Annotated in this window: 23 protein-coding genes; 18 read left to right on the top strand and 5 right to left on the bottom strand. The window is 68.4% G+C overall.

What is annotated here, in order from left to right; all coding sequences use genetic code 11:
• Positions 1 to 3: 3 nt before the first annotated feature.
• The 15 genes from BOQ54_RS16580 to sctT all read left to right on the top strand — a co-directional run bounded on the left by BOQ54_RS16580 (position 4) and on the right by sctT (position 10909).
• Positions 4 to 972 carry an ABC transporter permease gene (locus BOQ54_RS16580; protein WP_071924320.1) on the top strand — a complete coding sequence of 323 codons (969 nt, stop codon included), beginning with the start codon at positions 4 to 6 and terminating at the stop codon, positions 970 to 972.
• 1 nt (position 973) lies between these two features.
• Positions 974 to 1381: a cytidine deaminase gene (cdd, locus tag BOQ54_RS16575; RefSeq protein WP_071924319.1), complete on the top strand. Its 408-nt coding sequence runs from the start codon at positions 974 to 976 to the stop codon at positions 1379 to 1381.
• 4 nt (positions 1382 to 1385) lie between these two features.
• Positions 1386 to 2222 carry a purine-nucleoside phosphorylase gene (locus BOQ54_RS16570; RefSeq protein ID WP_055460113.1) on the top strand — a complete coding sequence of 279 codons (837 nt, stop codon included), beginning with the start codon at positions 1386 to 1388 and terminating at the stop codon, positions 2220 to 2222.
• A 257-nt stretch (positions 2223 to 2479) separates the two neighbouring features.
• Positions 2480 to 3082, top strand: coding sequence for a hypothetical protein (locus BOQ54_RS16565; RefSeq protein ID WP_055460114.1), 603 nt, complete (start codon positions 2480 to 2482; stop codon positions 3080 to 3082).
• Between the two features lie 130 nt (positions 3083 to 3212).
• Complete coding sequence (locus BOQ54_RS16560) at positions 3213 to 3413, top strand: hypothetical protein (RefSeq protein ID WP_055460115.1); 201 nt, start codon at positions 3213 to 3215, stop codon at positions 3411 to 3413.
• A gap of 63 nt (positions 3414 to 3476) precedes the next feature.
• Entirely contained in the window at positions 3477 to 3887 is a 411-nt protein-coding gene (locus BOQ54_RS16555; protein ID WP_071924318.1) for a hypothetical protein, read from the top strand.
• A gap of 3 nt (positions 3888 to 3890) precedes the next feature.
• Positions 3891 to 4742 carry a type III secretion system inner membrane ring lipoprotein SctJ gene (gene sctJ, locus BOQ54_RS16550; protein WP_071924317.1) on the top strand — a complete coding sequence of 284 codons (852 nt, stop codon included), beginning with the start codon at positions 3891 to 3893 and terminating at the stop codon, positions 4740 to 4742.
• Complete coding sequence (locus BOQ54_RS20090; protein ID WP_071924316.1) at positions 4742 to 5365, top strand: hypothetical protein; 624 nt, start codon at positions 4742 to 4744, stop codon at positions 5363 to 5365. Before sctJ ends, BOQ54_RS20090 begins: the two co-directional genes overlap by 1 nt.
• Positions 5362 to 5976, top strand: a complete 615-nt coding sequence (locus tag BOQ54_RS16540; protein WP_186438002.1) for a FliH/SctL family protein — start codon at positions 5362 to 5364, stop codon at positions 5974 to 5976. Before BOQ54_RS20090 ends, BOQ54_RS16540 begins: the two co-directional genes overlap by 4 nt.
• Positions 5976 to 7325 carry a type III secretion system ATPase SctN gene (gene sctN / locus BOQ54_RS16535; protein WP_071924314.1) on the top strand — a complete coding sequence of 450 codons (1350 nt, stop codon included), beginning with the start codon at positions 5976 to 5978 and terminating at the stop codon, positions 7323 to 7325. The genes BOQ54_RS16540 and sctN overlap by 1 nt, the downstream gene beginning before the upstream one ends.
• Positions 7322 to 7828 carry a hypothetical protein gene (locus BOQ54_RS16530; RefSeq protein ID WP_071924313.1) on the top strand — a complete coding sequence of 169 codons (507 nt, stop codon included), beginning with the start codon at positions 7322 to 7324 and terminating at the stop codon, positions 7826 to 7828. Before sctN ends, BOQ54_RS16530 begins: the two co-directional genes overlap by 4 nt.
• Positions 7829 to 7871: 43 nt before the next feature.
• Positions 7872 to 8909: a type III secretion system cytoplasmic ring protein SctQ gene (gene sctQ / locus BOQ54_RS16525; protein WP_186438001.1), complete on the top strand. Its 1038-nt coding sequence runs from the start codon at positions 7872 to 7874 to the stop codon at positions 8907 to 8909.
• Positions 8902 to 9555: a type III secretion system export apparatus subunit SctR gene (sctR, locus tag BOQ54_RS16520; protein WP_055460123.1), complete on the top strand. Its 654-nt coding sequence runs from the start codon at positions 8902 to 8904 to the stop codon at positions 9553 to 9555. Before sctQ ends, sctR begins: the two co-directional genes overlap by 8 nt.
• Before the next feature lie 55 nt (positions 9556 to 9610).
• Complete coding sequence (locus BOQ54_RS16515) at positions 9611 to 9880, top strand: EscS/YscS/HrcS family type III secretion system export apparatus protein (RefSeq protein WP_071924311.1); 270 nt, start codon at positions 9611 to 9613, stop codon at positions 9878 to 9880.
• A 216-nt stretch (positions 9881 to 10096) separates the two neighbouring features.
• Positions 10097 to 10909 (top strand): type III secretion system export apparatus subunit SctT, encoded by an 813-nt coding sequence (gene sctT / locus BOQ54_RS16510; protein WP_055460124.1) that lies wholly within the window; start codon positions 10097 to 10099, stop codon positions 10907 to 10909.
• Positions 10910 to 10930: 21 nt separating this feature from the next.
• Here the strand turns inward: sctT and sctV are convergent, their stop codons facing one another.
• From sctV to BOQ54_RS16485, 5 genes are all read right to left on the bottom strand, one after another.
• Positions 10931 to 13042, bottom strand: coding sequence for a type III secretion system export apparatus subunit SctV (gene sctV / locus BOQ54_RS16505; RefSeq protein WP_055460125.1), 2112 nt, complete (start codon positions 13040 to 13042; stop codon positions 10931 to 10933).
• The gene (locus tag BOQ54_RS20310; RefSeq protein WP_245280573.1) at positions 13042 to 13245 is read right to left on the bottom strand and encodes a hypothetical protein; all 204 of its coding nucleotides are present in this window, start codon (positions 13243 to 13245) and stop codon (positions 13042 to 13044) included. The genes sctV and BOQ54_RS20310 overlap by 1 nt, the downstream gene beginning before the upstream one ends.
• 128 nt (positions 13246 to 13373) lie before the next feature.
• Positions 13374 to 13808: a hypothetical protein gene (locus tag BOQ54_RS20305; RefSeq protein WP_071924309.1), complete on the bottom strand. Its 435-nt coding sequence runs from the start codon at positions 13806 to 13808 to the stop codon at positions 13374 to 13376.
• Positions 13809 to 13844: 36 nt separating this feature from the next.
• Positions 13845 to 14840, bottom strand: a complete 996-nt coding sequence (locus BOQ54_RS16490; protein ID WP_055460128.1) for a SctD/MshK family protein — start codon at positions 14838 to 14840, stop codon at positions 13845 to 13847.
• Between the two features lie 111 nt (positions 14841 to 14951).
• Positions 14952 to 15170, bottom strand: coding sequence for a hypothetical protein (locus tag BOQ54_RS16485; RefSeq protein WP_019403585.1), 219 nt, complete (start codon positions 15168 to 15170; stop codon positions 14952 to 14954).
• A gap of 279 nt (positions 15171 to 15449) precedes the next feature.
• Between BOQ54_RS16485 and BOQ54_RS16480 the strand changes: the two genes are divergently transcribed.
• The 3 genes from BOQ54_RS16480 to BOQ54_RS16470 all read left to right on the top strand — a co-directional run bounded on the left by BOQ54_RS16480 (position 15450) and on the right by BOQ54_RS16470 (position 18582).
• Positions 15450 to 16487: an EscU/YscU/HrcU family type III secretion system export apparatus switch protein gene (locus tag BOQ54_RS16480; protein ID WP_055460130.1), complete on the top strand. Its 1038-nt coding sequence runs from the start codon at positions 15450 to 15452 to the stop codon at positions 16485 to 16487.
• 334 nt (positions 16488 to 16821) lie between these two features.
• Positions 16822 to 18165, top strand: a complete 1344-nt coding sequence (locus BOQ54_RS16475; protein WP_145979790.1) for a type II and III secretion system protein family protein — start codon at positions 16822 to 16824, stop codon at positions 18163 to 18165.
• 15 nt (positions 18166 to 18180) lie between these two features.
• The gene (locus BOQ54_RS16470; protein ID WP_245316250.1) at positions 18181 to 18582 is read left to right on the top strand and encodes a hypothetical protein; all 402 of its coding nucleotides are present in this window, start codon (positions 18181 to 18183) and stop codon (positions 18580 to 18582) included.
• The last annotated feature ends 13 nt before the right edge of the window (positions 18583 to 18595 follow it).

Genomic DNA, 18595 nt, shown 5'->3' with positions numbered 1-18595 from the left:
GCCATGGACCTCGTCTCGCTCCTCGCCGTGCTCGATTCGGCCGTGCGGCTGTCCATACCGCTCCTGTGCGCCTGCCTCGCCGGGCTTTGGTCCGAGCGCTCGGGCGTTGTCGACATCGGGCTCGAGGGCAAGATGCTGGTCGCCGCCTTCGCGGCGGGCGCCGCCGCCCATGCGAGCGGATCGGCCATCCCGGGGCTTTTCGCCGGCCTTGCGGCGTCCGTCGCGTTCGCACTGGTGCACGGCTTCTCGGCCATCAGCCAGCGCGGCAACCAGATCGTCTCGGGCGTCGCCATCAACATGCTGGCGGCAGGCCTGACGGCAATCGTCGGCAATGCCTGGTATCACCAGGGCGGGCGCACCCCGCCGGTGGACGGGGCGGCGCGCTTCGGCGAGATCACGCTGCCGGGCGCTGAGGCGCTGTCGGGCATTCCTTTGCTCGGGCCGCTTTACCGCGAGGTCGTGTCCGGCCATTCGCTGCTTGTCTATCTCGCGATTCTTGCTGTTATCGCCACATGGTGGACGCTGGCGCGCACGCGTTTCGGCCTGCGCCTCAGAGCGGTCGGCGAGAACCCGGCCGCGGTTGACACGGCTGGCATTTCCGTCGCCGGGCTGCGCTATGCCGCGGTGGTCCTTGCCGGCCTCCTGTGCGGGCTCGGCGGCACCTATCTCGCGCTGGCGCAGGCCGCCGGCTTCCTGCCGCACATGACGGCGGGCAAGGGCTTCATTGCGCTCGCCGCTCTCATCTTCGCCAAGTGGCGAGCCTGGCCGGCGCTCGGCGCCTGCCTGCTCTTCGGTCTGCTCGACGCGGTGGCCATCCGCATCGAGGGCGTGCCGCTGCCTGTCATCGGCCGAGTGCCGGTGCAGGCCATCCAAGCGCTGCCCTATCTCATGACGGTCGTCCTGCTCGCGGGCTTCATCGGCCGGGCTGTGCCGCCGCGGGCTTCCGGCATCCCCTATGTCAAGGAGCGGTGAGATGAGCCTCCTCGACGACCTCTTCCGCGCGGCGCGTGCGGCGCGCGAGAAGGCCTATGCGCCCTATTCGCGCTTCGCCGTCGGGGCCGCCGTGGCGACGCCGGGCGGCGAGATCTTCGCCGGCTGCAACGTGGAGAACGCGTCCTACCCGGTCGGTTCCTGCGCCGAAGCCGGCGCCATCGCCGCCATGATCGCGGCAGGCGGGCGGCGCATTGCAGCGGCCCTCGTGGTGGGCGAGGGCACGGCGCTCGTCACGCCCTGCGGCGCCTGCCGGCAGCGCTTGCGCGAATTCGCGCGCGAGGATACGCCCGTGCATGTCTGCGGGCCGGAAGGGTTGCGGCGCAGCTTCACGCTCGGGGAACTGCTGCCCTTGTCCTTCGGGCCGGACAATTTGACGAACGACGGGTGAGGCCATGACCGGAACGGCCGAGAGCGACGTGAAGCTGCGGGACGAGGCCCTCGGCCTGCTTGCGGAGCGCGGCATCGCGGGGCCCTTCGACGCCGCGCTGGTGCTTGGCACCGGCCTCGGCAACATCGTCGAGGATGTCGAGGAGGCGCGCGAGGTGCCCTATGCCGACATTCCCGGCTTTCCGGTCAGCGGCGTCTCGGGCCATGCGGGGCGGCTCATCGCCGGCCGCGTCGAGGGGCGGCGGGTCCTCATCTACGGGGGGCGGGCGCATTACTACGAGACCGGCAATGCGGCCGTCATGCGCGCGCCGATCAATCTCCTGACCGGGCTCGGCAGCCCGCCGCTCGTGCTCACCAATGCCGCCGGCTCGCTCCGGGCGGATATCCGCCCCGGCAGCCTCGCCCTGATCACGGACCACATCAACTATTCCGGTCTCAACCCGCTCATTGGCGACACCGGCGATGGGCGCTTCGTGCCCATGACGCACGCCTATGACGAGATGCTGCGCAAGCGGATGATGCTGGCGGCGAAGACGGCCGGCATCACCCTCAATTCCGGCGTCTACATGTGGTTCTCGGGGCCCAGCTTCGAGACGCCGGCGGAGATTCGTATGGCCCGTATGGTCGGCGCCGATCTCGTCGGCATGTCGACTGTGCCCGAGGTCATCCTCGCCCGCCGCTTCGGCCTGCGCGTCGCGGCCTTGTCGGTGGTGACAAACCTGGCCGCCGGCCTCGAGGGAGCGACCCCGAGCCACGGCGAGACGAAGGACGTCGCAACCCTCGCCGCCGTGACGCTGCGGCGGCTGCTGCGGGCCTTCCTCGCGACGCGTGACGAGCGGTGAGAGGTGGCGGCTGGCGCTTGATGCCCTTCAACAGGCACTCTCTGCAAGTCCATCCTCGCATCTACTTTGCACGATGCCCTGAATAATCAATTCACCGGCGTCTCTATTCTCATATCCATCCGGCGATCGTAGATATCCGCCATCCAATTATATGAGCTGAATGCAGTGCGGCTCGCGGCCGCGGGCCCGGACCATCCGGCGCGAGCGTGGCGCGCCGCGAACATCGATCGCTTTGCCGCGATCGGGAAGGAACGACCATGATCGTGCACGGATGGAGCGCAGGCGTTCGCATGTTGCGCGCGCGGCGCTACCGGCGGGCAGCCTTGGCCGCCGTGATTGCGGGGCTTGCTGCACCGGGAGCGTGGGCCACCGAGCCTGCGTGGCCCACCCTGTCCTATGACTACATCGCGCTCGACGAGGATGTCCGGGACGTGTTGACGGAGTTCGGCAACCACATGCGCATTCCGGTGAAGCTCAGCGACCGCGTGCGGGGCCGCGTGCGCGGCGGCATCATGCCCGCGGCGCCGCGGACATATCTCGACGACCTGTGCGGCCGTTTCGGGCTCTCCTGGTACTACGACGGCACGACGCTGCACATCTCGTCGAGCGACGAACAGCGGACGGAGATTGTCGAATATGGCTCGGCTTCCCCGGAGGAGCTGCTGAAAGCGCTGCGCGAACTCGGGGTGGCCGACGCGCGCTATCCCGTCCGCCTCGCGCAGGGGCGGAGCGTCCTTTCGATTTCCGGACCGCCGGTCTACCGAGCCCTGGTGCGCCAGACGCTGGCGTCGCTGATGAAGGGGGGCACGCCGGAGGCACGTGTTCGGGTCTTTCGCGCCGGTGCTGAGAGTTCGTCGTGATCTTTCGATTGTTCGTGGCGCGTGTAGACAGAGTTATGCCTGTAGCGACTGTCGCCCGGCGGGGTGTCGCCGGTATGATCCTTGTAATCGATTGTATTCATTATCTTAAATTGCGGGGAAGCGAGGCAGCATGAACGAGATGCGCGGGATCGACAAACTGGAGCGGCGACAGTCCGGCGGGCTCGATCAGGAACTTATTGAAAAGATGCAGATCTTCATCGAGCAGGCAAAGAATGAGCGTCCCAGGGCGGGCGACACCGCGAATGCCGCTCCGCTCGCCATGCTTCGTTCGGCCGAGGCACCCGCCGTGCCCGGCGACGGAAGAGAGTGAGCCGACGTCGATCCGACTTCTTCTGCGCGCCATCCGGCAGCCGACGGCGCATCCGCTTTCGCCATGGAACTGGTCATGAACGCTACTTCAGCCATCAGCGGCTTTCTGGGCGACGCCGTGAAGCCGCTCGATCCAGCCGAGCCGACGCAGCCGGTGCAGGCATTTCAGTGGTCGCTGAACGAGGTGAAGACGCTTTGGGCAGCCGAACAGGCATCCTCCGACGCGGGCGACGGTCTGCCGGCTGTGGTTGGGGCGGTGCGTGACGGCATTCTGCCCTTCTTCGAGCGGCGGCGCAACGATGCGGATCTGTCCGGCGAGGTGAATACCGGCCGGGCTGAGGGGGACGCGAACGCCTTCTTCGAGAAGATCAAGGAACAGGCTGGCGAGGAGCGGCAGCATCACCTCTCGATGCAGCTCATCATTGCAGCATTCACGGGTCTGATCAGCACGCTGAAGATGCTGCTGAGGGGCTGAGCCATGCCGGTCGTGCCCGCTTCGTCGTCCCGCCCGTGCCGGCTCCGCATCGCAGCCGCCATTGCGCTCGCGCTCGTCGTCGCGGCCTGCAAGGCCGAGCTCTACGGCAATCTCGACGAGCGGCAGGCCAACGAGATCGTCGCGGCCCTGCAGCACCATGGCATCGCCGCCAGCCGGGGCGCCGACAAGGAGGGTCGCATCACCGTCTCCGTCGACGGCCGCGATTTCGCACGCGCGTTCGATATCCTGAGGAACAATGGCCTGCCCCGTCGCGCGCATGCCACGCTGGGCGAGGTCTTCAAGCCGGAAGGGCTGGTGGCCTCGCCGCTGCAGGAGCGGGCGCGCATGACTTATGCCCTGAGCGAGGAGCTGTCGCGGTCGGTGGGCGAGATCGACGGCGTCCTGTCGGCGCGGGTGCATATCGTCCTGCCCGAATATGCCCCGCTGCAGCACGCGTCCACGCCGGCCTCCGCCTCTGTTCTCATCCGGCACAGGGCGGGCGTGCCGATGGGCGAATATGTGCCGCAGATCAAGACGCTGGTGGCCAACGGTATTGCCGGGCTCACCTATGACGGGGTATCCGTCGTGCTCGTCCCCGCGCCGGAGCGGCCGGATACGCTAGCGGAGGCAGCACCGGTCTCCTTCCTCGGCATGTGGCTGCGTCCCGACAGCCTCGGCTGGGCCCGCTTGCTGATGGGCCTCGCCGCGCTCACCATCGCGGTCCTTGCTGCCGGGCTCGGCTATGCGGTCTGGCGGAGCCGGTCCAGCGTCTACGCGTTGGGGACGACGCGGCGGGAGGCCGAGAGGCCCCCTGAGGCCGGGCAGGGGGCCGTCTTGCCGCGGGAGGCGGCGTGATGACGATGCCCGCCCCCGTCAGCGAGGATGAGAGCCGGTGGTGCGCCTTTCTGCGCCTGCCCGGCGGTTATGCCCATCCGCAGCGTTTGGCCGAGACGCTCGGCGGGGCCATGACGCCGGACCTCTGCGCCGCGCTGCAAGCGGAACCGCGCTTTGCTGCGCGGCTGACGGCATTGCTCGACACCGCCGGTCTCGTGCCGCCGGCCGGCGCCGCGCTCGACTGCGCGGACGTCGATCGGTCGATCGCCGTGCGCGGGCCGCACGAGCTCACGGCCGCCGCTCTTCGCGCCGGTGCGCTCTATTGGGCGGACGCCATCGCCAACGTGGTTCTCGCCCCGGACGTGGAAGCGCTGCGCCGGTCGCTTGATGGCGATCTCATCGCCTTCGGCCTCGCCAACCGGGCCGCCGGGGCGCAGGGCCTGCGCTTCGACGACCTCACCGGTGCGGCGGAGGTTGTGGCGCGCGACGGCTGGTACAGCTTTCTGGCATGGGTCGCGCAGCTCCCGGCAGCGGTGGCGGGGCGGCTGATGCTCAAATTCGAGGATGGGGCGATCACGCCCGGGCCGGTTCCCGATCCCTTCGGGGAAATCGGGCCAGGGCTCTATCGTCAGGCAGCAGGATGAACATGAGCAGCATGGATCGCTTATCGACCCTGGGCGGCGGCAGCCGGATCGTGCGCGGCCCGGAGGTGGACATCTGGCAGAAGGCAGCGCTGACCCTCCGCAAGGCGCAGGACTTGGCGTCGTCGGAGATGAGCCGCGGGTACAGCGAGGGCCATGAGAAAGGCGTCCGCGATGGCCTTGCCAGCGTGAAAGAGAAGAAGGCCGCAGCGGCCGAGCAACTGGCCCGGACAGTCGCGGCCGTCGATCGCTATCTCGGTTCGCTCGAAAGTGATGTGGCCGACCTCGCCATGGGCATCGTGCGCCAGGTGCTGGGCTCCTTCGACGACGGCGATCTCGTGGCACGGCTTGCCAGCGAGGCCCTGGCCAATTTCCGTCGAGCGAAGCACCTCAAGATCACCGTACATCCCGACGCCTGCGCCAAGGTGCGCGACGCCGTCAGCGCCCTCGCCGAACGGGAGGGCCTCGCCGTCACCATCGCGGTTGCGGGGGATCCAGCCCTGGGCACAACGGATTGCCGCCTCGCGAGCGATTTCGCCATCGTCGATGCGGATCTCGAGACGCAACTCTCCGCCTTGGCCCGTGCCCTGCCGCGACGGGAGGCGCGGGGGTGATGAGCGGCGACGCCCTCGACATCGATGCGCGTATCGCGGGCATTCTCCCGAAGCTGCGACGGCAGGCGGAGACCGTCAGCCCGCGCGTCGTCAAGGGGCGCATCCTGCGTGCCGTCGGCGTTACCATCCACGCCAGCGTCGCACAGGTGCGGCTGGGGGAGGTTTGCCGGCTTCGCGACCCCGTTTCCGGCGTCGCGGTTCTGGCCGAGGTCGTCGGCCTGCTGGAAGATGCGGCGGTGCTGACGCCGCTCGGCGACCTTTCCGGCCTCTCCAGCGCGACCGAGGTCATCCCCACTGGCAGTGAACTGCGTGTGCCCGTGGGGCCGGGGCTGCTCGGCCGCGTGCTCAGCGCGCTCGGCGAGCCGCTCGACGGCGGTGCCTGGCCGCCGCCCGGCATGGTTGGCACCTATCCCCTGCAGGCGCCGCCGCCGCCGCCGATGGCGCGTGACATCATCAAGGAACCGCTGCAGCTCGGCATCCGCTCGCTCGACGGGCTCGTGACCTGCGCGCGGGGCCAGCGCATCGGCATCTTCGGCGAACCGGGCGTCGGCAAGTCGACGCTGCTCGCCCAGATCGTCAAGGGCACCGAAGCCGACGTGGTCGTCATCGGCCTCATCGGCGAGCGCGGCCGCGAGGTGCGCGAATTCCTGGAGCGCGAGCTCGGCGAGGAGGGCCGGCGCCGGTCGGTGACGGTGGTCGCCACCTCGGACCGACCGGCCATCGAGCGTGTCAAGGCGGCCTATGTGGCGACGGCCATCGCCGAATACTTCCGCGATCAGGGTCGCAGCGTGCTGCTGCTCATGGACAGCGTCACGCGCTTCGCCCGAGCCCAGCGCGAGATCGGCCTCGCTGCGGGCGAGCCGCCGACGCGGCGCGGCTTTCCCTCGTCGCTCTTTGCGGTGCTGCCGCAACTGCTCGAGCGCAGCGGCCCGGGGCAGGGCGGTGCCATCACCGGCCTCTATACGGTTCTCATGGAAGGCGACGGCACACAGGACCCCATTGCGGAAGAGGTGCGCTCCATCCTCGACGGCCACGTCGTTCTGTCGGCGGAACTCGCCCATCGCAACCATTTCCCGGCCATCGACGTCCTGAAGAGCCGCAGCCGCCTGATGGATGCGGTGGTCACGCCGGAGCATTCCCGCCTCGCCGGCCGCGTGCGCGACCTGATGGCGCGCTACGCCGAGGTCGAGTTGCTGGTGCGGGTGGGCGAATACCAGCGCGGCAGCGATTCGCGGGCCGACGAGGCCATCGATGGCATCGATGCCATCAATGACCTGCTGCGCCAGGGGCAGGCCGAGCGTTCGACGATGGCCGAGGTCCAGCAGCGCATGCGGATGCTGGTGTCATGACGCAGGAGCGAATGCTGGCATTGCTGCGTCGCCTGCGGCACCGCGGTCTCTCGCGCGCGGAAGAGGGCATCGTGCGCGCCCAGCGTGGACTGCGCCAGGCCGAAGCGGTCGCGTGCGCGGCGCAGGCCGCCGTCGAGGAGCACAAGGAGGCTGCGCGGCAGGAGGAAAGGACCTTGCTCGGCCGCATGGCCGCGCGTCTTGCTGGTGCTTCCGACCTCGCGCGCCAGCAGGCGTCGCTCGATGGGGCAGCCGCCGAGACGAGACGGCTTCGTGCCGGTGTGGCGGCGGCGGACGCTGAGCGGGGAGCGCAGGAGGCGGCGCTTGCCGAGGCGCAGCGGGAGCTGCAGCGGCGGCGTCGCAAGCTCGCCAAGCTTGACCTGCTGCTGAACGACAGGCAGGAGCAAAGGCTGCGGCGGGACGAAGTGCTCGTGGAGACGGAGGCCGAGGATCGCGCGGCCGCATTGTCCGGGGGCAGCCATGGCGCGCCGGCCGCCCGCCGCTGACATGCCCGCGCCACGCAAGAGGGCAGCCCCCCGCAGGCGTCCCGTGGGCAGCCGTCAGGCTGCGCCCTTCGTCCCGGTTGCGCTCGACGTCGCGGCGATGCAGCTGTGGAATGCCGCCTACCGTTTGCGCAGGCCATGGTACACGCAACTCGCCGGGGTGCCGGCCCACATCATTTTTGCGCCCCGTCCGGTCCCGGCTGCGCCCGGTGTCGTCGTGGAGCTGACGATCGCCGGCCGGCCGGCGGCGGCCTGGGTACCGGCAGCCTTCGCCGAGGAGGTTCTGGCGGCGCTGCCACAGCAGTTCGACCCGGCGCGCCTGTCTCCGCAACACCTCGCCATGCTTGCCGAATTCGCCACGCTGCCGGGGCTTCGCGCATTGGAGGACCAGCTCGGGGCCGCGATCGTGCTGGTTTCGCTGCAATCGCAGGTCCCCGATGAGAGGCGGGGCCCCTGGGTCGATGTCAGGATCGTCAGAGACGGACGGGAGGAGGTTCCCGCCCGGCTGCTGCTGCCGCCCGAGACGGGCGAGGAGATTATCGCCGCGCTCGGCGATGGGCCGTCGCCGGGCGGGCACGACGACCTGCCGTGTTCCGTCGCGGTCCGCATCGGCGCGACGGCGCTTGCGGTGGCGGATGTCGTTTCGCTGCGCGTCGGCGATGCGGTGCTGTTCGACGCCACCGCCGGTCCCGATGCGGCCGTGGCGGTGGTCGCGGATTGTCTCGCGGCGCCGGCCGTGGTGGGGGAGGCTGGCATCCGTCTTGAGGACTTCCCGCGGCCGGCGGCCGGATCGATGCTGGAGTGGTGCATGACGACAGCGGCGCAGAATGAGGGACACGGAGCCGATGCCGAGGATACGGCGCTTGCCATGGTCCCGGTCCACCTCGTCTTCGAGCTCGGGCGGATCGATCTGCCGCTCGCCGAGGTGCAGCGGCTGGCGCCCGGCGTCACTCTGCCACTCGCTGTGCCGGTGGCCGGCGAGGTCGACATTCTCGGCAACGGCCGGCGTATCGGGCGCGGCGTGATGGTGCGGATCGGCGAAAGCATCGGCGTTCGGATCGTCAGGCTGGCCGGCCATGGGTAGCGGCGAGGTCAACCTCCTCGGTATTGCCGTCGTCTCGGTCGCCCTCGGCCTACTGCCCTTCTTCGCCGTGCTGACCACAGGCTTCCTGAAGATAGCGATCGTGCTGATGATCGTGCGCAACGCGCTGGGCGTGCAGCAGACGCCGCCCAACGTGGTGCTCTATGCAGTTGCGATTGTCCTCACGGTCTACGTGTCGGCGCCGCTCCTTGCCGCGATCCACCAGAAGCTGAGCGAGCAGGATATCGATGTCCGCTCCGTCCAGGGGCTCATGACCGTCGGCCAGGAGGTCGCCGGCCCTCTCCGGGACCACCTTGCGCGTTTTGCGACGCCGCGCGAGCGGCAGTTCTTCCTGTCGGCGACGCAGCGCATCTGGCCGCAGCAGGCCCAGGCGGGCCTCAGTGAGAACGATTTCGTCATCCTGCTCCCGGCCTACATCAGCTCGGAGCTGACGCGTGCCTTTCAGATCGGCTTCCTGCTCTACCTGCCCTTTCTCGTCATCGATCTCGTGGTCTCGAACATCCTGATGGCGATGGGGATGATGATGGTCTCGCCCATGCTGATCTCGGTGCCGCTGAAACTCTTCCTGTTCGTTGCGGTCGACGGATGGTCGCGGCTGATGCACGGCCTCATCCTGAGCTACGCCTGAAAGAAGGAGGCCGCTGCCGCCATGTCGCTGCGTGCCGCCTTGCCCGGAGGTGCCCGTGGGCCAAGACTATCTCGCCACCAAGATGGTCGATACGCTCGTGACCATGCTGATACTCTCAGGGCCACCGCTGGCGGCGGCCGTCGTCCTCGGCGTCGTCGTCGGCTTTCTGCAAGCCGTCACGCAGATCCAGGATCAGACGCTGCCGCAGGCCGTGAAGCTGGTGGTCGTCGTGGTGCTCGTCATCATCCTCGGGCCGGCGCTCTCGGCTGTGCTGCTCGCGCAGACGAACAGGATCCTCGACGAGTTTCCCTTCGTGGTACCTTAGAGCCGGTTCGGACCGGATTGCATCGCGATCCGGTCTGCAGAACGATTTCTGTCCTGAAGTTTGGAACGGGATCCGATCAGGTCGGAGCAACCTGATCGGATCCGGCTTCAGAGCATCGTCCGTCGAAGCGGATGCCGGTTCGGCGAAGACAGTGCCCGATTCCCAAGAGGCAAGCGCCCTGTCCGTTTCGCCTGGGTCGAGCCGCAGGGGGATGCCTTGACCCTCGAACTCCTGTCACAGGCGATCCACGCCATCCACGCCCAAGTTCTGACGCTCGCCCTCGTCTCGGCGCGTCTTTTGGGCGCCATGGCGATCGCGCCGGCGTTCGAACGGCTCGGCCTGACCAACACGATGCGTGGCGCCGCCGCCATCGCCTTCGCCGCGCCCATGGTCACGCTGGCGCCGTCGTCGATGTTCGAAACCGGCCTTCCGACGTTGTTCGTCGGCGTGGGGCTCGCCCTGAAGGAGGCGATGGTCGGCTTCCTCATCGGCTTCATCTTCGGCATTCCGTTCTGGGCCGCCCAGGCCGCCGGCGACATCATGGACCTGCAGCGCGGCGCGACATCGGCCACGCTCGTCGATCCGAGTTCTGGAACGGATGCGGGCGTCACGGGCACATTCCTGACGCTTGCGATGCTCGCGATGTTCTTCAGTGCCAACGGCGTGGACGCGATGGTCGCCGCCGTGTACCACAGCTATTTGCTGTGGCCGCTGGACCGGCTCTGGCCGCAGTTCGAGCTCTCTCACGCCGACGTCGTGCTGCGGCTGCTCAACGACGTCACCTTCCTCGGCATGCTGATGGCGGCGCCGATCATCGCCGCGATGCTGCTTGCCGACGTGGTGCTGGCCTTCGTGGCCCGGGCCGCGCCGCAGCTCAATGCCTTCAGCCTCTCGCTGGCGCTGAAGAACCTCGTCTTCATGCTGCTGATGGCGATGTACTGTGCCTTCCTCGTCACCTACATGCGCGACGGCCTCGCCTATGGTCTCAACAGCGCCCAGATGCTCGGCGAACTGGCGCCACGGCGGTGATGGTCTGGCCGATCCGGTTCCTCAGGCACCGGCGGCCTCGATCCCGGCCTCCTGTGGTGACTCCCGTGCCGCTTCCTGCGCGGCGGCCTGCAGGACGAGGAGACCGTCGGGCGTGACGGTGACGGTGGCGACCGTCTGGACGAAATAATCGGGCGCGATCTCGTCATAGGCGAGCACCGGCAGCCGCAAGCCTTCCTGCAACAGTATCTGGCGCAAACCGAGGCGAATGTCGCGCTGGGCGAGGACGACCGGCGTGGGGGCGGGCACGGGATTGTGCAGGTGTTCGCGGATCCGCGCGGCGAGGAGCGCAAGCGAATCGCGCGCGCCGGTGCTGCCGAAGCTCTGCTGCAGCACCACTCGCACGAGCTCCTCGATCTCGCGCTCCAGCACATAGGCGGCGATGACGCGGTTCTCGTCCGCCCAGCGGAAGCAGATCTGACGCCGCAGCGTGCTGCGCACGAAGCCCTCGAGCGTGATGATCTCGCGGTGATACTGCGCCCATTCCACGATGGCCTCGAGGATGAGGCGTAGGTTGCGGATCGGCACCTGCTCGGCGACGAGGCCGCGCAGCAGCTCGGCCAGCGTTTGTAGTGGAATGAGCTTCTGCACCTCGCCAACGAGCTCGCCGTACTCGCCCTCGATCTGCGCCAGGAGGTTGCGCGTCTCCTGCAGCCCGAGGAAGTGCATGGCGGTGTTTCGGAGCGTCTCCTCCACCCGGTGCAGGAGAACCTCTCCGCGCTCGCGGGCCGTGAAGCCGGCGGCCTCCAGGGCCGCCCGATGCGCCTCGGGCACCCAAAGGGTCTCGGCATGATGCTGCGTCGCGCCCTCCTCCTCGAAGGGCAGGCCGGCGAGGTCGAGGTCCATCGCGCCGGCCGTGACGGCGAGGTGCCCCGCCGGCAGGGTCCCTCTTTCCTCCGGCGTGCCGTCGAGGTCGAGACTGAAGGCATCGACCGGCAGGGCGGCGTCGAAGCGCACGACGAGGTTCGGCACGCGCAGCCCGATCCGTGTCAAGAGCGTCGCGCGGATGCGGTCGATCTCGATCGTAAGGGGAGCCGGCGGGATCGCGGCGGCAAGATCCGGCCCGAGCCGCAGGACGAGGCGCGGCTCGAGCGCTCTGGTGGTCGCCTTGAGGCCATCGGCGGCCGCGGCCGTGTGCGCGGTGCCACGCAGCATGAGCCATGTGCCCCCGGCGAAAGCGGCGGCCAACACGAGGAAGACAAGAGTCGGGAATCCGGGGAGAAGGGCAAGGGCGGCGAGCACCGCGGCAACGAGCCCGAAGGCGCGCGGGTCGCGCGAGAGCTGGCCGAAGATGGCCGAGCCGACATCCTGATCCCCGTCGCCGCTGACGCGCGTAACCACCGTGCCGGCGGCCATCGACACGAGAAGGGCGGGGATCTGCGCGATGAGGCCGTCGCCGACAGTCAGCAGCGAGTACCGCAGCGCCGCCTCGCCGAGGCTCATGCCGCGCTGGAGGACGCCGATGGTCAGGCCGCCGAGCAGGTTGATGATGATGACCACGAGGCCGGCGATGGCATCGCCCTTGACGAATTTCATCGATCCGTCCATGGCGCCGTAGAACTGGCTCTCGCGCTCCAGCAGGCTGCGCCGCCGCTGTGCCTCCGGCTGGTCGATGGCGCCGCTGCGCAGGTCGTTGTCGATGTTCATCTGCTTGCCGGGCATGGCGTCGAGGGTGAAGCGCGCGCCGACCTCGGCGACACGCTCGGCGCCCTTAGTGATGACGACGAACTGGGCCACGGTGATGATGAGGAAGACGATGAGGCCGACGGCCACATTGCCGCCGATGACGAAGGTGCCGAAGGCCTCCACCGTCTCGCCGGCGTCGCCCTGCAGCAGGATGAGCCGGGTGGTCGTGATGGCGAGCGCGATGCGGAACAGCACCGCCATCAGCACGATGGTCGGCAGCGAGGACAGGTCGGTCGCCCGTTTGATGTAGAAGGCGACGAGCAGGATGAGCGTGCTCGCGGCGATGTTGCAGGCGATGAGCACATCGACGAGCGCCGTGGGTAGCGGGATGATCATCATCATCACCGCGACCACCACGAGCAACGCGAAGGCGATGTCGCCCCGCTGGGAAGCGGCCAGGAGGATCTTCTTGAGGAAGCTTGCCGGCATCAGGGCGGTCCGCGTTGCTCGACGTAATCCATGAAGGCGCGGCGCGCTCGGCCCGCTTGCCCGAGCATCCAGAGCGCCCGGCTTTCGAGGAGCCTGAGGGCCGGCGGCACGGCCGGCTCCAGATGCTTGAGACGCTCGATTGCCGCTAGCGCGCCTTCGGGCCGGCCGGCGAGGAGCAGTGCCTGTGCGAGGCTGCGCTGCACGCCCACGTCGTCGGGCAGGAGATGCTCGGCGAGCCTTAGCAGCTCTAGCGCTCGGTCATGCTGGCCGTAGCGGCTGTAGAAATGTCCGAGGGCGCGCAGGAGGCGCGCCGCTTCATGCCGCTTCTCGTTCAGACGGCGCCCCCTATAGCGTAGAGACGGGTGAGAAGATCGCGCCGCTGGTCGCGCTCGGCCGCGAGGATGGCGGCGGTGTCGCCGGGAAGGCCCTCGAGCGAGGGCACGATCTCCGCTACGATGGCGTCGAGCAGCCCGAGGCAGGCCGGCCCGGCGACCAGGGACATGTCCTCCGGCGGCGGGCGCACATAGCTTTCGACCAGCCCCTCGGCGGTGTTCGGCAGCGGCGTGCTGACGCCAGCCCTGCTTCGCGTCGAGGATTGGCGACGGCTGACCGGGGCGAGGGGATGTGATCGGACCTCGCCCTTCACCTGGGACCGTGCGTCGCGGCCAGGGGAGGATGCAACGTCGCGGTTCGCCGGCGGCGCGGGCGCCGGCCTCGCAACGGGCTGGACGGTGTGCCGCACCTGGTCGATGTTGCTCGTGGTCATCGTCGTTCCTTCCTCCGCTCCGACGGGCACGACGCTTCAGTAGGTGAGCCTCACGACATTGCCCTCCCGAGCGAAGGTGATCGCCTCGCGATCGATGCGCTCGATGCGCCAGCCGCCTTCGACGACAGCGCCCTCGTGGTGCTTGCGCCCGTCGCCCGTCACAACATAGGGCGTGTCGCCGAACCAGACCGCACGCAGGCGCAGGCCCTGAATGGGGAAGGAATCCGACGTCGTCACCTGGGACACCAGGAGCGGATTCGGAGCATAGGTGGCGTCGAACCAGCTCCGCGTCTCGGTCCAGGCCGGCATCTTCTTCTCCGGCACCATGCCGGCGACGACGACGCGGTTACCGTCGACCGCGACCTGCAGACCGGCGAGATCGGCGGCGGCGAGGCGGGACCTCAGCTGCTCCGCGGCCTCCGCCGGCGTCGAGCGCATCGGCGGCGCGACGCCGTCAGTCCGTCCCGCGGGCTCGCCGCCGGGGCTGCGGCCCCTGTCCATCAAAACGGGCGGCAGGGCGGCTGCGAGGACCAGGGCGAGGACCATGCCCGCCAGATGGAGCGGGTTGCTGGCGGCGCGGCGGGCGAACTGCACGGCATGCGAAAGAGGTGGCATGCGGCTGTCGGTGATGCGCAGCGTCGCGCCGCCGAGACTGATCTCGGCGGGCAGGCGGACGACGCGACCGTAGCCGCCGGGCAGGAGGCCATGGCCGGCGATATCGATGTCGCCGCCGCGGGCCTCGACCTTCATCGAGCCGCGGCCGATGCGGATGGTGGCATGGTCCGGCACAATGCCCGGGTCGGCAAGGACGATGTCCGCCTCCGCCGTGGAGCCGATGCGGTAGACCTTGTCCAGAAGCTGGAACGAGGCGCCGGCATGGCAGCCGTTCACGACGGCCACGGCGGGGCCGGCCGGAGGCTGGTCGGCCATCTCCTGCGGGTTGCCGGCGTCCGCCGCGAGGCGGGTGGCGACGGCCCGCCCGGCGCCGATGACATTCGCCCGGCCGCTGGATGTGGCGGTTCGAAGCTGCATGGCCGTTCTCGAGAGACCGTCGACGTGAATGAAAAGGGCGTATCGCAATGGCGCGGTGCCGGCATGAAGTCGACACCGTATAAGTGCTGCAGACAGGCAGGCCGTCCGGTCTTACTGAACGCGGGCGCCCTGGATGGCGGCGTTCGCGCGGTCCTTGTTGTTATCGATCACTGTCTGGATCTGCTTGTCGATCATCGTGCGCTGCGCTTCCTTGAGCTGGAAGGCCATCTGGTCCTTCTGGAGCTGCCGCATCTGCGTGCTGAACTGCTCCAGTTCCGAAGCACTCGACGACGCGCTCTGGGTTGTCATAGGAGGGGCGCTTATGGTCATCAGTAAATCCTTTCAATTGTAATATATATCGTCGTGAACAGATTACGTCTCGGCGTTGAGTGAGAGCTATATATCATTCAATGCGCTCAGCCGAGCGTGTATAGCATAACATCGGATGTGTTCATATCAATAAATACATTGACTGTATTCGTGAATAATGAATTCGGAACGGTGTATTGATCGATCGGTGCGGCCGGCGGGCTCGCCCCTGCGGTGCCACGTCGCGCATCGCCGGGCTTTGCCGTCAAGCGACGGCTTGTGAAACAAGGGTGCCACGCAATGGCCGATTCTTCCGAAGAAAAGGAACTCCCCGCCTCCGACAAGAAGCTTCAGGATGCACGCAAGAAGGGCCAGGTGGCAAAGGCCGGCGATATCGTATCGGCTGCCATCGTGGCGGGAATCGTGCTGCTCGTGGGTTGGCTCTGGCACGGCTGGGGCGAGCGGCTGCTGGCGCTGACGGATGCCATGGTACGGGCCACGACCGCGCCGACCGACCTCTTGCCGGCGCTTATCGAGGCAGGAGCCGCCTGGATCGCGCTGGTGCTGCCGGTGCTGGCAGTCTCCCTCATTCTGGCCCTGGCGGCGGGCATGGCCGCGACGGGCGGGCCGCTCTTTGCCATGGAAGCGATCAAGCCGAAGCCCGAGACCTTCAGTCCCGCCAGTGCGCTGAAGCGCATCTTCGGAATGCGGGCATGGATCGAGATCGGCAAGAGCCTCGTCAAGGTGATTGTGCTTGCGGCCGCCTTCGTCTCCGTCGTCCGGCTGTGGCTCTCGCCGCTGATGGAGATACCGGCCTGCGGCCTTGCCTGTTTCGGCCCGATGCTCGTCGCGATGCTGAAGGCGACGGCCTATGTCGCGGTGGGTGTGTTCGCCGCCGTCGGCATCGCCGACATCCTCCTGCAGCGCCGCCTTTTCCTGCACGAGATGCGCATGACCAAGACGGAGATGAAGCAGGAGCGCAAGAACCAGGAGGGCGATCCGCACATGCAGGCCGAGCGGCGGCGTCTGCGGCAGGAGCAGGCGCGCATGCCGGTGCGGCTCGGCCTCGCCGCCACGTCGCTGGTGGTCACCGACGGCAAGCATCTCATCGGCCTCAGATACACGCCGGAGGAGGGGATCCCGTCCGTCGTCTTCAAGGCCCAGGGCGCGCGGGTCGCCCAGGCCCTCGAGGAGGCGCAGCAGCGCGGCCTGCGCATCGAGGCCGATGCCGAAGCCGATGTCGTCGCGGGCCTCGCCACCCATGGCCTCGGCGAGCCGCTGCGGGAAAACCTCTTCCGCCCCGTCGCCATGATGCTCGTCCGCGCCGGCGCGCTATGACCGATGATTCCGCGGCCCCGCCTGTGGATGACTGGGTTTATTGTGGACGACCGGCGCGGTGACAGCATCTGCAAGCTGCCCGCCGGGTGCCGCCATGACCCGTGCCCGCATCTGTATGCCAATTGCGCACGGTTGTCGGGCCAGTCCCGGCGCGAGGGCTCAGCCGCCGACCGGCGCATGCCGGCCGGGTCCGATGCTCCCGCTTCCTGTCAGCAGGTAACAGGCACACCGGGGCGAACGCCGAGCGGGTCCGCCGCCGATCGGTGATGCATGCCCGGCTGGCACAATCGGGCTGGCAGCAGCCCTTCGGCTGCGACTTCAGCAGGGGATCGCCATGTTTCTGAACAGAAGGTGGCAGCGCAAGGACCGGCTTTGCGTCGGCCCGGCGCGCATAGACCGGCAGACGATGACATACGTGGTGCTGCGCCTCGTCATCGTTTCCGGCGTCTTTCTCGCGATCGCGATCGGTGCACGGGGGCTGCAGGCCGCCCCGTCGCGAACTCTCGACCTCTCCGTCAGCCAGGGACGGATGCTGCAACTTGACAGGCCAGCCGCTTCGGTCTTCGTGGCCGATCCGGACATCGCCGACCTCAAGGTCGTCACGCCCAATGCGGTCTACGTCTTCGGCAAGAAACCGGGTGTCACCAATCTCATCGCCCTGTCGGCCAACAACGAGCTGCAGGCCGAGGTGAGGCTGCGCGTCGTCGTCGACAGTACGCCGCCGAACGAGGCCGTCGGCGCGCTTCAGCCGCAGTCGAACGTCGACGTCTCGCTGTTCGGCAAGCGCCTCGTCGCGCGCGGGAACACGGGCTCCGTGGCCGAGGCGATCGATGTCGGCGAGGTGGCCAACGCCTATTCGCCGGACGGGCAGACGCCCTACAACAGGACGACCGTCGCCGGATCCCAGCAGGTCAACATCCGCGTCCGCTTCGCCGAGATCTCGCGCAACGATCTCACGGTGCTCGGCATCGACTGGAACCTCGCCTTCCGCGCCGGCTTCTTCTCGCTCGGCACGGTCAACAAGGGGGGCGGCGGGAGTGGCGGCGTCGGTTCCGTCAATGTCGACGTGCTGGTGCAGGCCCTGCAGCGCAACGGCATCATGACCGTGCTGGCCGAGCCCAACCTGACGGCCGTGACGGGGCAGGAGGCGACCTTCCTCGCAGGCGGGGAGATTCCCATCCCGGTGCCGGGCCAGAACCAGGCGCTCTCCATCAGCTACAAGCCGTTCGGCGTTTCCCTGGCCTTCACGCCGATCCTTCTGCAGGAGGACCGCATCGCGCTGCGCGTGCGGCCGGAGGTCAGCACGCTGTCCGCGGCCGGTGCCGTCCAGTTGCGCGGGCTCGAGATTCCCGCCCTTTCCGTGCGCCGGGCGGAAACGACGGTGGAGGTGGCGAGCGGCCAGACCTTCGCCATCGCCGGCCTCTTCCAGCGCAACCTCGCCCAGTCGCTGGAGAAGATCCCGATGATCGGCGATCTGCCGGTGCTAGGGGCGCTCTTCCGCTCGCAAAGCTTTCGCCGGGACGAGAGCGAACTCGTCATCCTCATCACGCCCTACATCGTGTCCCCGGTGGGCGACAAGCGCCTGGCGACGCCACTCGACAGGCCACGACGGGCGCTTGGCCAGCAGGCCGCTGCGCGGGTGGTCAAGGGGCCATCCTCCGGCCTCATCTTCAAGTAACGCGGAGAAGGGACCATGACGATGATTGCGCGACACCGCGCTGCCGCCGCGTTGGCAGGCGGCCTTGCCGCAGTCCTGGCGGTTTCCGGCTGCGCGCGGACGCCGCCCGACTATTCGCCGCATTACGGCAATGCGGCCGGACGCGCCGGGCGCTCCGCAGTGACCGTGCCGGTCAGCGGCCTCGTCCCGGAGGCGTGCATGATTCCGGACCCGACGGAGACAAGCGACCTAGGGCCCTTCCTGCCGCCGGGCTGCGCCAATGCCTACAACCTGATGCACATGTCGGAACGCCAGCGCGATCTCGTCTACGGCCGCCGCATGGGCCGCGCGCCCGGCCTGCCGACCTTCCGCGCAGCACAGCAATACTTGACGGGCGGTGAGCGCGACCCCGGCAAGAGCGTGTCGGCCGACAAGTGACGGACCGTCCCTC

This window comes from Chelatococcus daeguensis, from assembly GCF_001887265.1.
Lineage (GTDB): Bacteria > Pseudomonadota > Alphaproteobacteria > Rhizobiales > Beijerinckiaceae > Chelatococcus_A > Chelatococcus_A sambhunathii.
This window is presented reverse-complemented; position numbering and strand designations above follow the sequence as displayed.